Origin of the sequence: Methanoculleus sp. UBA430 (assembly GCF_002506585.1) — an archaeon.
Lineage (GTDB): Archaea > Halobacteriota > Methanomicrobia > Methanomicrobiales > Methanoculleaceae > Methanoculleus.
This window is the reverse complement of record NZ_DAXW01000003.1, coordinates 389639-402662: the sequence shown is the minus strand read 5'-3', so window position 1 is coordinate 402662 and position 13024 is coordinate 389639. Positions and strand designations below refer to the sequence as shown.

14 protein-coding genes and 1 other RNA gene are annotated in these 13024 nt (G+C 66.3%); 11 read left to right on the top strand and 4 right to left on the bottom strand.

All coding sequences use genetic code 11. The features are described 5' to 3' along the window. The first annotated feature begins 375 nt into the window (after positions 1-375). From BRA49_RS03790 to BRA49_RS03765, 6 genes are all read left to right on the top strand, one after another. Complete coding sequence (locus BRA49_RS03790; RefSeq protein ID WP_292383608.1) at positions 376-2001, top strand: SulP family inorganic anion transporter; 1626 nt, start codon at positions 376-378, stop codon at positions 1999-2001. Between the two features lie 53 nt (positions 2002-2054). Next, a complete protein-coding gene (locus tag BRA49_RS03785; RefSeq protein ID WP_292383607.1) occupies positions 2055-3089 on the top strand; it encodes an AI-2E family transporter in 1035 nt (344 codons plus the stop codon). A 56-nt stretch (positions 3090-3145) separates the two neighbouring features. Then, entirely contained in the window at positions 3146-3658 is a 513-nt protein-coding gene (locus BRA49_RS03780; protein ID WP_292383605.1) for a DUF1269 domain-containing protein, read from the top strand. A gap of 74 nt (positions 3659-3732) precedes the next feature. Continuing rightward, the gene (locus BRA49_RS03775) at positions 3733-4359 is read left to right on the top strand and encodes a hypothetical protein (protein ID WP_292383603.1); all 627 of its coding nucleotides are present in this window, start codon (positions 3733-3735) and stop codon (positions 4357-4359) included. 43 nt (positions 4360-4402) lie between these two features. Further along, positions 4403-4804 carry an STAS/SEC14 domain-containing protein gene (locus tag BRA49_RS03770; RefSeq protein ID WP_292383602.1) on the top strand — a complete coding sequence of 134 codons (402 nt, stop codon included), beginning with the start codon at positions 4403-4405 and terminating at the stop codon, positions 4802-4804. A 59-nt stretch (positions 4805-4863) separates the two neighbouring features. Next, a complete protein-coding gene (locus BRA49_RS03765) occupies positions 4864-5733 on the top strand; it encodes a PHP domain-containing protein (protein ID WP_292383601.1) in 870 nt (289 codons plus the stop codon). A gap of 6 nt (positions 5734-5739) precedes the next feature. Here the strand turns inward: BRA49_RS03765 and cls are convergent, their stop codons facing one another. After that, positions 5740-7173 carry a cardiolipin synthase gene (cls, locus tag BRA49_RS03760; protein WP_292383599.1) on the bottom strand — a complete coding sequence of 478 codons (1434 nt, stop codon included), beginning with the start codon at positions 7171-7173 and terminating at the stop codon, positions 5740-5742. 291 nt (positions 7174-7464) lie between these two features. Here cls and BRA49_RS03755 point away from each other — a divergent pair, with 291 nt between their 5' ends. From BRA49_RS03755 to BRA49_RS03740, 4 genes are all read left to right on the top strand, one after another. Continuing rightward, a complete protein-coding gene (locus BRA49_RS03755; RefSeq protein ID WP_292383597.1) occupies positions 7465-7857 on the top strand; it encodes an STAS/SEC14 domain-containing protein in 393 nt (130 codons plus the stop codon). Positions 7858-7892: 35 nt separating this feature from the next. Beyond that, positions 7893-8918: a hypothetical protein gene (locus tag BRA49_RS03750; RefSeq protein WP_292383595.1), complete on the top strand. Its 1026-nt coding sequence runs from the start codon at positions 7893-7895 to the stop codon at positions 8916-8918. A 12-nt stretch (positions 8919-8930) separates the two neighbouring features. Beyond that, an RNA gene (gene ffs, locus BRA49_RS03745) (signal recognition particle sRNA) lies at positions 8931-9241 on the top strand. 11 nt (positions 9242-9252) lie between these two features. After that, positions 9253-10206 (top strand): malate dehydrogenase, encoded by a 954-nt coding sequence (locus BRA49_RS03740; protein ID WP_292383593.1) that lies wholly within the window; start codon positions 9253-9255, stop codon positions 10204-10206. Positions 10207-10235: 29 nt separating this feature from the next. Here BRA49_RS03740 and BRA49_RS03735 read toward each other — a convergent pair whose 3' ends face one another. From BRA49_RS03735 to BRA49_RS03725, 3 genes are read right to left on the bottom strand one after another with little or no spacing between them, the layout of a single operon-like run. Continuing rightward, on the bottom strand, positions 10236-10490 hold the full coding sequence (locus BRA49_RS03735) for an elongation factor 1-beta (RefSeq protein WP_292383591.1): 255 nt from the start codon (positions 10488-10490) through the stop codon (positions 10236-10238). Positions 10491-10492: 2 nt separating this feature from the next. Continuing rightward, on the bottom strand, positions 10493-10660 hold the full coding sequence (locus tag BRA49_RS03730) for a zinc finger domain-containing protein (protein WP_394339100.1): 168 nt from the start codon (positions 10658-10660) through the stop codon (positions 10493-10495). Positions 10661-10702: 42 nt separating this feature from the next. Next, positions 10703-11305, bottom strand: coding sequence for a uridylate kinase (locus BRA49_RS03725; protein ID WP_292383589.1), 603 nt, complete (start codon positions 11303-11305; stop codon positions 10703-10705). A gap of 40 nt (positions 11306-11345) precedes the next feature. Here BRA49_RS03725 and BRA49_RS03720 point away from each other — a divergent pair, with 40 nt between their 5' ends. Continuing rightward, positions 11346-13022 (top strand): phospholipase D-like domain-containing protein, encoded by a 1677-nt coding sequence (locus tag BRA49_RS03720; protein ID WP_292383587.1) that lies wholly within the window; start codon positions 11346-11348, stop codon positions 13020-13022. Positions 13023-13024: the final 2 nt, after the last annotated feature.

Here is a 13024-nt window from a genome sequence, read left to right as displayed (position 1 = left end):
GGAGGTTAGAGCACGAACAGACACCGCTCGATCATCTTGGCCCTCTTCTCGTGCGCAGGTTTTTATCTCGTTTAAGGCAGAATAAAGGTGCCGTTATTGTCCAAATCTGTAAATTGGGGGCGGATGTAATCAAGCACCGTAGAGAAGCCCGGCTCTCCTGCACTGCGATGACCGGGGTTCCACCCGCTGCCTGGGCCCCGGGCAGTCTAGCGGTACACCGTTGCCCCGAATAGGCGACGTCACAACCAGTTAGACTACAATCCCCGGAGACGTTCAACCGCTGAACTACTCGGAATCCCCGAACAGTTGCCCGGCAGGGCAACCTATATCCCGGCGCCCGCCCCCTCCCGGAGCATGCCCGCCGGTGGACCGCAGGTGAAAAGCCTCCCCGCCGACCTCGCCGCCGGCGCGACGACTGCCCTCGTCGGCATCCCGCAGGCAATGGGATTCGCCCTCGTCGCCGGAATCAACCCCCTCTACGGCCTCTACACCGCCGCGTTCTCGACGGCGATCGCCGCGTTCCTCACCGGCTCCTCCTACCTCAAGGTGATGCTCTCAAACGTCCTCGCGGTCTCGATCTACTCCGTCCTCGCCCCGGTGCCGGAGGCCGACGTCCCGGCCACCCTCTTTGTCCTGACCCTCCTCGTCGGGATCTTCCAGCTCGGCTTCGGACTCATCCGGGCCGGCAGCCTGACCCGGTTCATCTCCAACGCCGTCCTCACCGGGTTCGTCACCGGGGCTGCGCTCCTCATCGTCCTCGGGCAGCTCGGGAACCTCACCGGCTACGAACTCCCGAGGGACGCAATCCAGGTTCTCGCCATGCTCGACCTCATCCTTCATGCGGGCGAGATCCGGCCAGATGCACTCGCGGTCGGTCTCCTCACGATCGCGCTCGTCATCGTCATCCGCCGCGTACCGCACCTCAGCTCCGTCGCCCTCCTCCTTCCGCTCATCGTCGCCACCCTCCTCGTCCGGGCCGCGTTCCCGGGCGTCGCGCTCGTCGGCGACATCGCCGCCATCCCCGCCGGCCTCCCGGCCCTCATCCTCCCCGACATCGCCCTCGCCCCCGACCTGCTCATCCCGTCGCTCGCGCTTGCCATCATCGGGCTCGTCATGGCCGTCGGGGTCACGGAAGCGATCCCGGAACGCGACGGGACCATCGCCGACGTGAACCGGGACTTTACCGGACAGGGAGTCACGAACATCGTCTGCAGTTTCCTCCAGTGCGCACCCTCGGCCGGCTCGCTCTCCGCGACAGCATTGAACGTCAGCGCGGGGGCAGAGACCCGGACGGCGAACCTCATCTCGGGCGTCATCGTCGGGGTCGTCATCATCGTTGCAGGACCGCTCGCAGAACAGATCCCGCTCCCGGCGCTTGCCGGCATCCTGATCCTCATCGGGGCCGAACTCCTCTACCGGCCCCACGAGATCGCCTGCATCTGCAGGTACTCCCGCTCCGGGCGCTGGGCGATGGCCGCCACCTTCATCTCCACCCAGGTCCTCCCGCTCCAGTACAGCATCTACATCGGCGTCCTCCTCTCGCTCGCCCTCTACCTGCTCACCTCCACCCGCGAGGCCTCCGTCATCCGCCTCGTCCCGGTGGACGGCGGGATGTTCCGCGAAGAGCCCCCGCCCGTCCGGCTCCCCGCGGGCCGGATCACCATTCTCACCGTCTCCGGCAGCGTCTACTTCGCCACCCTTCGGGCTATCGAACGGTCGCTCCCCTCCCCGGAAGGGGCAGAAGGCGCCGTCGTGGTCCTGGCCCTCCGGGGGAGGGTCGAGGCCGGGACCGGGCTCTTCCGGATGCTGGAACGCTACGCCCGGCGGCTCCGCGCCCACAACAACCGGCTCGTCCTCGCCGAGGTCGACCCCCGGCTCCTCGGGGGTCTGGAGGAGACCGGGGCGAGCGCCGCCATCGGCCGCGGGAACATATTCGTCGCAACCCCGGTCATCGGGGAGGCGCTCCGGGAGGCGATCCGGGCGGCGGAAGCCGGGGAGTGAGACCCGGCCGGAAAAACTCTATCTCGTCGGGCGCCCAACCCCTCCCGATGGATATGACCGGCGAGCGCCTCTCCCCCCCTGCCCGTATCGCGATAGTCGGGGCTGCGGTCGTCATCGTCCTCGCAGGGCTCCAGGCGGCCACATCGATCATCGGCCCGCTCCTCGTCGCCGTCTTCTTCGCCATGATCACCGCGCCCATCATGACGTGGCTGACCCGCCGGGGAGTGCCCCCGGTCCTCGCCGCCGGGATGGTGGTCGTGGGGCTCATCGGGGTCCTCACCGGGGTGATCGCCTTCCTCGGTGCGGCCCTCACCGGGTTCGTCCGCTCGCTGCCGCAGTACCAGGCGAGCCTCGACGAACAGATCGCCGTCTTCCAGTCCCTCCTCTCCGAATACGGCATCACCCCCGGCGGCACCCAGATCGGAGACTACATCGACCAGGGGTTCGTCTTCCAGCAGGTCGCCGGGATCGCCCGGCAGGTCGGGTCCATCACCGTCGACGCCTTCATCGTCTTCGTCGGGATAGGGTTCCTCCTCCTCGAAGCGCCCCGGATCGCGGCCGTCATCAGGCAGCGCCTGGGGGCGGAGAGCTCCCCCTACCGGCACCTTGCGCAGTCCGGCCGGCTCCTCATCGACTACGTCGTCGTCAGGACGAAGGTGAACCTGATCACCGGTGTCGGGACCGGGCTCTTCCTCGCCGTCCTCGGGGTCGACTTCGCGCTGCTCTGGGGCTTTATCGCCTTCGTCCTGAGTTACGTCCCCTACATCGGGCTCGTCGTCGCCGCGATCCCGCCCACGCTCCTCGCCCTCATCGAGTTCGGGCCGGCCGGGGCCGTGGCCGTCATCGCCGCCGTCGCCCTCATCGATGCCGCCGCGGAAAACCTCGTCCTCCCCAGAATGGCCGGGCGGGACCTCAACCTCTCGCCGTTCGTCGTCCTCTTCTCCGTCGTCTTCTGGGGCCTCATCTTCGGGGCGGTCGGGGTCTTCCTCGCCATCCCCCTGACGATCGCGGTGAAGCTCTTCCTCGAGAGCTGGGACGAGACCCGGTGGATCGGGGAACTGCTGGGAGCCGGGGAGCAGCGGAGGTAGGGTTTATATACGCCGGGGTGATACCCCCGGCGCATGTCACCTGAAAGGAGAGAGCCATGAGCGACCTGGTCGCCATCGCCTACGACGGCGAAGAGACCGCGTTCCGTGTCAGGGACCGGCTCGTTCAACTGACAAAGGAGCACATCATCGAACTGGAGGACCTGGTGGTCGTCGTCCACCGGCGGGACGGCAAGACCGAGATCAAGCAGGCGACCAACCTCGCCGGCATGGGAGCACTCTCCGGCGCCTTCTGGGGACTCCTGATCGGCCTGATCTTCTTCGCCCCCATCTTCGGGCTCGCCATCGGCGCGATCACCGGGGCGCTCGCCGGGCGCTTCTCCGATTACGGGATCGACGACAACTTCATCAAAGAGGTCGCGGAGAACGTCGGGCCGGGCAACTCCGCGGTCTTCCTGCTTATCAAGAAGATGACGCCGGATAAGGTGGTCGGCGCCATCAAGGACTACGGCGGCCGCGTCATCCGGACGTCGCTCTCGGAGACGGAAGAGACAAATCTCCGCGACGCCTTCGGCGCCGGAAAGGCCGAAATTCCGCCGCCCGCCGTGTAAGCGGTGTGGCAGCCTTCACTCTTTTCCGGCACCCCGCCATAAGGTGTTTACCGGCCGCCGCCCAACACGATCTCATGCAGAGACCCGCCGGGCTCTACCTCGCCTGCCTCTTCCAGGTCCTCATCGCCGCAAACATCCTCATAGCGTTCTCGCTCGGCGAATACTCGCAGGTCTTCGGCGGCGTTGTCGGGCTTTGCCTGACGCTGGTCCCCGCCGTCGTCACCCGCCGGTGGAGCATCACCCTCCCCTGGCAGATCAACCTTCTCATCGCCTTCCTGCTCTACCTCCATGTCGCCGGCGAGATCCAGGGATTCTACCTGATGTACTACCCCTACTACGACAAGATCGCCCACCTCATCGCGGGGATAACCGTCTCGATCCTCGCCTTCGTCATCGTCCTCCTGCTCGACCGGTTCAGCCGACTGAATCTCTCCCGGTGGATGATCGTCGGGTTCATCGTCATCGCTGCAATGGCGATGGAGGGGTTCTGGGAGATCTACGAGTGGCTCTTCGACACCTTCCTCGGGACCAACCTCCAGCATGGTCTTGACGATACCATGCTCGATATGATCTTCGTCCTCATCGGGTCGGTCGCCGTCGCACTCGCCGGGAACCGCTACCTCGCGGAGTACTCGAAGGAGGAGATCGCCGGGAGGCTGGTGGCCCCGGAACCCGGCCGCGAAGAGCCCCCGACCGGGTGATGACCGGAACCTTTTTCCCGTCCTCCCCGGAGAGGGGGGCGCCATGCTTGAACGGATGGAGACGGGTGCGGAGAACGTCGTCGGATTCCGGTTCGACGGCGAGCTGACGGAGAAGGACTACACCGGGACGCTACTCCCGGCGCTTGAAGGGGCGGGAACAACCCACCCGGTCCTCCGGATGCTCTTTCATATCGTGAACTTCCACGGCTGGAAGGCGCACGGGCACTGGGAGTCCCTCAAGACCTCGCCGTGGATCGGGAAGGTCGACCGGATCGCGGTCGTCGGCGGCGAGAAGTGGGAAGAGTGGATGAGCCACCTGCCGGGGCTCTTCGTGGGATTCGTCGGGATCGACGCGCGCTACTTCACCGAAGGCCACCTGGACGCCGCGATCGACTGGCTGCGGGAGCCGCTCGCCGTCGAGGAGACCGCACCGGGGGTGGGATAGGGGGGGCGGGCAACCCTTTTTCATCCCGGGCAACCTACCGGTGATCAGACAGACAGCACATGCACTATTATAAAGATATCATATTCGAAAAACCCCTGCCGAAAGAGATCCGGCGGCTCGGGCTCCTCCCGGCAGACCTCCACGTTCACACACGCCACTCCGACTCGGCCACCCGGGTGCGGGACGTGCTGAAACTCGCCGCGCGACAGGGGATCGGGCTTGCGATCACCGACCACAACCAGGTGAGCGGCGTAGCCGAGGCGAAGGGGCAGAAGATCCGCGTCACCCTCGTCCCCGGTATCGAGGTCAGCGCCAACGACGGCCCGCACCTCCTCCTCTACTTCTACTCGGTCTCCGACCTCCAGGACTTCTACCGGCGCCATATCGAGAAGAACCGGAGGAACGGCCCGTTCACCGCGATACGCCTCGACACTCCGGAGATCCTCGACCGCCGGGAGGACTACTCCTGCATCGCCGTCGAGGCCCACCCCTGCGGCTACGCCTTCCTGAACCGGGGCGTCGAGCGTTGCGTCGCAGGCGCATGTATCGGCAAAGAGGTCTTCTCCCGCCTCGACGCCCTCGAGGTGATCTGCGGCGGGATGGCCCGGTCCCACAACATGAAGGCCGCCGGGCTCGCCGCGGCCCACGATCTGGGCCGGACCGGGGGGACCGACGGCCACCTCCTCCACGAACTCGGGGGGGTCGTCACCTGCGCCGAGGCCGATACCGTCGACGAGTTCCTGGACGCCGTCCGGGCGAGAAAAACCGTCATCATCGGCCGCGAGCGGCCGTTCGTCGAGAAGGCGGTGATGGGCACCGCGGTCCTCCCGCACCACCTCCCCTATGCCGTCTCCATCCTCCAGGCCCGCTGGGAGCAGAGCCTCCCCCGGATCAGGAAATTCGTCGAGAGCCGGCTGAACAACCGGTGAGAAACCTCACCCGAGCGGCGAGAAGAGCCGGGAGACCGACTCCTTCACCCGGACCCGGAAGGGTCGCGCCCGGTAGCCCTCCGGCGTGATCTCGGTGGAGACGGCGAGGTCCTCCTCGAACGTCCGCGCAAGCTCCGCCCCGACGGTCGCGTCGTAGAAGAAGGCGTTCGCCTCGAAGTTCAGCCGGAAACTCCGGACGTCCCAGTTCGCGCTCCCGACCGACCCCGCCTTGCGGTCGACGACGATCGTCTTTGCGTGGAGGAACCCATCGTCGTAGGTGTAGGCCCGCACCCCGGCATCGAGCACGTCGCCAATGAACGAGAGCGTCGCCCAGTAGACGAACGGGTGGTCGGGCTTGCAGGGGATCATGATCCGGACGTCGACCCCGGAGAGCGCCGCGATTCGCAGGGCGTCGGTGACGCTCTCGTCGGGTATGAAGTAGGGCGTCTGGATGTAGACCGACTCCCGGGCGGAGGTGATCAGCTTGATGTAGCCCTCCTTGATCGGGTTCCACCGGGTATCCGGGCCGCCGGAGACGATCTGGACGGGCGTCGTCCCGGGGCCGCCTGTGTCGGGGAAGTAGGGGGCCTCGAGAGACAGGTGCTCGCCGGTCGTATAGTTCCAGTCGAGGAAGAACCGGAACTGGAGCAGCCTGACGGCATCACCCGTGATCCGGACGGCGGTGTCGCGCCAGGGGCCGAGCGGCCCTTCCCCCAGGTAACTGTCCCCGATGTTGAACCCGCCGATGAACCCCACGACCCCGTCGATGACGGCGATCTTTCGGTGATTGCGGTAGTTGACCCGGTAGAACGAGGGGAAGAAGACCCCGATCTTCCCGCCGGCATCCTCCAGTTCCGAGAACGCCGCCCGCGACCCGCCCCCGGACATGGCCCCTATCGCGTCGAAGAGAAAGCGGACCTCGACACCCTCCCGCGCCTTCTTTGCGAGGGCGTGGACGACCGCCTGCCCGAGGTCGTCGTTGTTGACGACGAAGTATTCCAGGTGGATGTGGTGGCGGGCGCCCCGGATCGCCGCAAAAAGCGCGTCGAACTTCTCCTCTCCCCGGGTGTAGATATCGACCCGGTTCTTCTCGGTCAGGTAGGCCCTGTTGTTCTGGAGGAGGAGGAAGATCATGTCGTGGAACTCCTCCGCCGCCGGGGTGGCGAACCGGTGGAGGCGACCGGCGAGCACACGGCGCTGTTTCTCGAAGAGGTCTTCGAGGTAGCACCGGTCCTCCCGCTCCTTGACGACGAACATCCTCTGCCGGGTGTAGTTCTGCCCGAAGAAGAGGTAGAGCACAAACCCGGCCAGGGGCAGGAAGAAGAGGACCATCAGCCAGGCCGACGTCGCCGTCGGGTTCCTCCGCTCGAAGAAGACGATGGTGATGCCGGAGATGATGTTGATGAGTATGATGATGGAGAAGACTACCGGGAGATCCATTCTGCCGCCTCCTCGCCGGAACCGGGCATACCTCTTCTTCTCTACACGGGAGTATATTCGTGTATCTATCGTCGGAACGTTTCGTTGCGGCCGGTCGGATCGGTCCGGCGAAGAGGAGGAAGACCGTGACGCCGATCCGCCCGGCGGCCCCCGGCCCGGGGACGGGTCGAAACGGCCTGTCGCCCCCGCGAAGGGAGGGCAATCGCACAGGTGGTACCGGCGGCGGACCGGAACCGCAGACCCGGCCGGACGGCCGCAGCTTTTTTCCCTTCAGCAGCCCAAGGGGCACCCATGCTTGACCGGATGAAGGAGAGTTCGGGGCGTGTGGTCGGGTATCGGTTCGACGGGAAACTGAGCGAGAGTGAGTTTGCCACCGTCCTGATCCCGGAGCTCGAACGGGCTATGAACGGCGGCCAGAGCGTCCGGATCCTCTTCAAGATCGAGGGCTTCCGGAGCTGGAGGCCGGGGGAGGGATGGGATGCCCTCAGGCAGTGGCATGGGTTGGAGCGGGTTGACCGGATCGCCATCGTCGGCGGCGAGCGGTGGCGCGAGTGGATGAACCGCCTGCCGGGGCTCTTCGTCGGCTTTGCCGGGGTCGACGTCCGCTACTTCCCCGAGAACCGCCTCAGGGACGCATGGGGCTGGCTTCGCGAAGGGCTCCTGGTCCCGCCGCAGGCGGCGTGAAATACGTATATATTCCAGCCCCCAACCCTTCAGGCATGCACTGTCCCGTCTGCGGGCACGACTGCGTCACCGACGCCCCGGCACTCCTCGCGGAGCTTCCCGGGCGCTTTGCCCCCTGCCCCGACTGCATGGGGCTCGTCTACGACAAACGGAGCCCGCCGCCCGATATCGATACCGCAGAGCCCTGCCCCTCCTGCGGGAAGCGGTTCATCGACGAGGTCTTCGCCGCGATCTACCGGATCATGGCCGAGGAAGGCGACCTCGCCGGGACCGAACCCCTCGCCGCCGCCGCAACACCGCTCGTCCACCCCGGAACCGCGCTGCGGAGAGCACCTTACCTCCCGCCGCGGTCGCTCGTCCTCCTTTCGCGGTCGGTCGGGGAGCGGGCGGCCGCCCGGCTGGTCGGCGAGGTCCCGGAGGTCCGGGGCGTCGTCCGGACGGATGCCGGGACGCCGGGAGTCCGCGACACGGATGCGGCGCCGAAGGAGTACACCCTGCTTGCCGGCTGCGACGTCCGGGCCGACGTCTTTGCCACCCGCAGAGGCCCGATCGTCGTCTACAAGCAGCAGTCGGTCCTGCATGTCGAGTTCCCCCGGGGCCGGAACGAGAAGATCCTCTCTCTTGAGCGGGAGATCGCCCGGCACCGGCCGCAGACCTTCGTCGACGCCTGCTCCGGCGCCGGCACCCTCGGGCTTGCCGCCGCCCGGGCGGGTGTCCCGCGCGTGATTGCAAACGACGCCTGGTTTGCCGCGGCCTGCTGGACCGCCTGCAACCTCCGGGTGAACCGGGAGTTCCTCGGGATCGAGGAGGTGACGATGCACCGGGCTTATGACGACCTCCGGCGCCGACCGGTTGCCCGGGACCCGATCCTCGTCGCGACTGCCGCAGGTCCGCAGGAGATCGAGGTCTACCAGGGCGATCTGCGGCTGCTCCCCGGCGTCCTCCCGCCCGGAATCGACCTCACCGCCCTCGACCTCTTCGAGAAGGAGGACGCCGGGAAGGCCGACCGGATCACCCGGGCCTGGCTGACACGGGTGGGCGGAGCTATTTTTATCCCATAGACTCCAGTATATATGGGGACTAGCCTGGGTGGCTCGGCGTCACCTGTTACCCGAAACCGCCGTTACGCGGGAGGCGAAGTCCGGAGAAGGCCGCAGCGGCTTGCAGAATCCGTTCTATCCCGACGGAGAAGCCTCGTCCCATGAGGTCGGCGGAGAGGTATCAAAGCCCCGGAGGGGGCGGCGACCTTTTACCGCGGGTACCGGTTCAGGCCCGGAAGGGAGCAGACTTACCGTGGACGTTCGGCGCCCATGGGGTTGCGGGGTGGAGGAGGGATGCAGCGGTGAATGCTTGTGCGTACGGTCGACCGAGGACGCGTCCCCAACGGCGATCTCCATGGCAAAAGTAACGATTCTTGGGGCTACAGGGAACGTCGGCATGTTTGCGGCCCACACCATATCCGAGATACCCTACGTCAGCGATATGCTGCTCGTCGGGCGACCCGGACGCGAAGATTTTCTCGCGGGCTGCTGCCGTGACCTATCCGATTCATTTGCTGCACGGGGCACCGACGTCCGGATCTCGCACAGCACCAATCTCCGCGACGCCGAAGGCTCGGACATCGTCATCTGCACGGCAGGCGTACCCCGCCGGCCGGGACAGGACCGAAACGATCTCGCCTTCGAGAACGCAAAGATCACCGCCGAGACCGCCGAGACCATCAGCCAGTCTTCGCCCGACACCATCTTCTTTCTCGTGACAAACCCCGTCGACGTCATGACCGCCGTCGCCCTGAAGTATTCGGGGTTCAAGCCGCGGCAGGTCTTCGGCCTCGGGACGCATCTTGACTCGATGCGCTTAAAGTCCCTGATCGCCCGGTACTTCCGGGTCCACGTCAGCGAGGTGCATACCCGTATCATCGGCGAGCACGGCGAGAGCATGGTCCCGCTCTGGTCGGCGACGACGATCGGCGGCATCCGGATCAGCAACCTGCCCACGTTCTCGGGGCTGCCCGTACAGGAGATCATCGATACGGTCCGCACGAGCGGCGAGGCGATCATCAGGGATAAAGGCTCTACCGTCTACGGGCCGGGGGAGGCTATTGCAACCCTCGTTCAGACGATCCTCGGGAACGAAAACCGGATCCTCACCGTCTCAAGTCACATCGCGGGTGAGGTCCACGGGATCGGCGACGTCTGCATCGGCGTGCCTGCCCGGATCAATCGTGACGGTGTCTTCCCGGTTCCGCTCAATCTCGAAGTGGACGAGGTCGCCGGGTTTGCGGAGTCGGTCAAAAAGATCCGCAAGGTCACCGCCGAAGTGCTGGAACGGCTCGAAGAGGCCCGTTAAGCGGGGAAAAGTGGGTATCGGGAATCCACTCAGACAAGTGTGGATTCTATGATCTCGGCGCTTCCGACACCTTCAAGGCCCTGGAGCGCTTTTTCGACCTCATCGGGAGCCCCGGCTTTGTCGGCGACGACGATGGCGGCTTTCAGCGCCACGAGACCGAAGCCGATCGGCTCTTCCCTGATATCATCGACCGGGACGGCCGCCCTGACCGCCGCCTTGAGCGCTTCGCGGTCGACGTCGGGGGACTCGGGCATGATCTTCACGATTAAGGCTACGTTGCCCATGATTATGGCCCCTGGAACCCGCACTTCGAACACGTATAGGCTATGCTCTGCTCCCTGCACCGGTAGCACCTGTTGATCCTCTGGCCGCAGACCGGGCACGAGAACCCGGTAGAGCCTTCTTCGGCCAGCGTGGCATTGCAGGAGGTACATCGCTCGCTTGCTATCATCATCGTTTCCTCGAAAGTTAACCTATCATATTTCCCCCGGAGCAGTTAAAATCTCGGATCGAGAAGAGTCCCGATGACGGTCTCGTCGCGGAGGGCCTGGCGGAGACGGTCGGAGTGCCTGCCGTTGACCACCCGTGCCACGAGACCGTGCTCGAAGACGAATCGGATGAACGTAGGATCGACCTCGTCGGAGATGATGCCCGGGTCCTCGACCCGCGAGAGGAGTCTCCGGCGGTGGTGAATGCCGTCGACCGACTTGAGGAGGAGGAGGTCGGCCGAGAGTTCCTTCGCGACCCAGGCGGCGATGGTGTCGGAGGTGACGTTCCAGGAATGGGGGAGGGGGTCGGCCTCGCGGAGAGCGCAGTAGGGGAGGAGGACCGTCGTCTCCGCCGGAAGCGCGAGGATGGGTGTCGCCGGGACGCCGTGCGAGGCGATGTACCACCCGAACTGCTCCATGCCGGCGATCGCCATCCAGTGGGCGGGGGTCTCCGGGACGGCGAGACGCCGGACGAGTTCGACGAATTTTCCGCCGCCGGGCACAATCAGCACCGGGCGCCCGACCTCATGGAAGACCTCGATCAGGGAGGCGACCCGGTCAAAGAGGCTTCCGCCCACCTTGACGACCAGGGGGGGTGCAGGCGTACTCATATCGCCCTGTTATTTAACCGGGGGCTACATAACCCTGTGTATGCGCCGGATCGCCGCCGCCGTCCTGCTCCTCTGCCTCTTCGCCGGCACCGCCGGCGGCGTTGCGATCGTCGAGTTCTGCCCGGACCCCTATCTTGCCGGCGACCTCGACGAGTACCTGGTTCTCGAGGGGGAGGGGGTGCTCGACGGCTACGTTCTCTCGGACGGCGAGGGCGGCTACCGGTTCCCGCCGGGGACCCGGATCGACGGGCGGCTGGTGGTCGCGCGAAGCGGCCCCGCATTCGAAGAGACCCACGGTTACCCGCCCGACTTCGAGATGGAGGGGCGGACGGAACGCATACCGGACGTGATCCCGAACGGGAACCTCCTGATGGCGAACGCAGCCGACGAGCTCCTCCTCTACCGGGGAACCACCCTCGTCCAGAAAGTCGCCTGGCCCGCCGACGTCCACCCCCGGCAGGGACAGGTCCACTACCTCGAGGGAGAGGTCTGGGACCCGCGCCCGCTCAGCCTTGGCCAGTCCCGCCTCGCGTCTGAAACGTTCGAGGAGGTCGCGGTGACCGCGTTCGTCGCCCCGGACTCTTCGTATGAGGTCTTCTCGGCGGTCGTCGCGGGAGCGGAGCGCGAGATCCTGGCAAACGTCTACGAGTTCACCGACGAAAAGATGGCCGAAGACCTCATCCTCGCTCGCGGACGGGGCGTGGCCGTGACCGTCCTTCTCGAGGGCGGGCCGGTGGGCGGCGTCTCCTCCGAAGGGAGGGCGGTCGCAGGCGCCCTCAACCGGAGCGGCATCCCGGTCCTCTCGATGGGGACGACCGATGCCGGCCACGCGAAGTACCGCTACGACCATGCGAAGTACCTCGTCGTCGATGCCGGGACGGTCCTCGTCGGGAGCGAGAACTTCAAGCCCGGCGGTTACCCGGCGCCGGGGCTGCAGGGCAACCGCGGGTGGGGGGTCACGCTTGAGGACCCGGGGCTCGCCGCCTACTTCCGGGAGGTCTTTCTCTTCGACGCGGCGGGCGGGGATATCGTCCCGCTCGAGGGGACGGCGGCGGAACTCCGCACGCCCTGGGCACCCCCCTACACGGTGGAGTTCGGCGTCTGCCGCGCGGAGGGGGCGCGGGTGACCCCGGTCCTCTCCCCCGACACGAGCGCCCTCATCCTCGACCTGATCGCGGGGGCACAGGAGAGCATCGCGATCGAGCAGGCCTACATCACGAACGAGACCGCACTGGAACTCAACCCCTACCTCGCGGCCGCGATCGACGCCTCCCGGCGGGGGGTTACGGTCCGGGTGCTCCTTGACTCCGTCTGGTTCAACACCGAGGGCCGTGCGGACAACGACGAGATGGTCGGGGTCATCAACCGGATCGCCGCGGCCGAAGGGCTCCCGCTCGAAGCCCGGCTCGCGGATCTGGAGGCGAACAACCTGGCAAAGATCCACAACAAGGGGGTCGTCGTCGACGGCCGGGCGGTCCTGGTCAGCAGCATCAACTGGAACGCCAACTCGCCGGCGTTCAACCGGGAGGCAGGGGTGATCATCGAGCACCCGGGAGTTGCGGCATATTACGCCCGGGTCTTCGACGACGACTGGAACGCCGCCGGGGTGGGCGATCCGGGCGGCGCATCCGGTCCGGATCGGCTCAAAATAGTGGCGGCGGTGTGCATCCTCGCCGGGCTTACGGGGCTCTACCTCTACCGGCGGCGGCGCACGTAAGC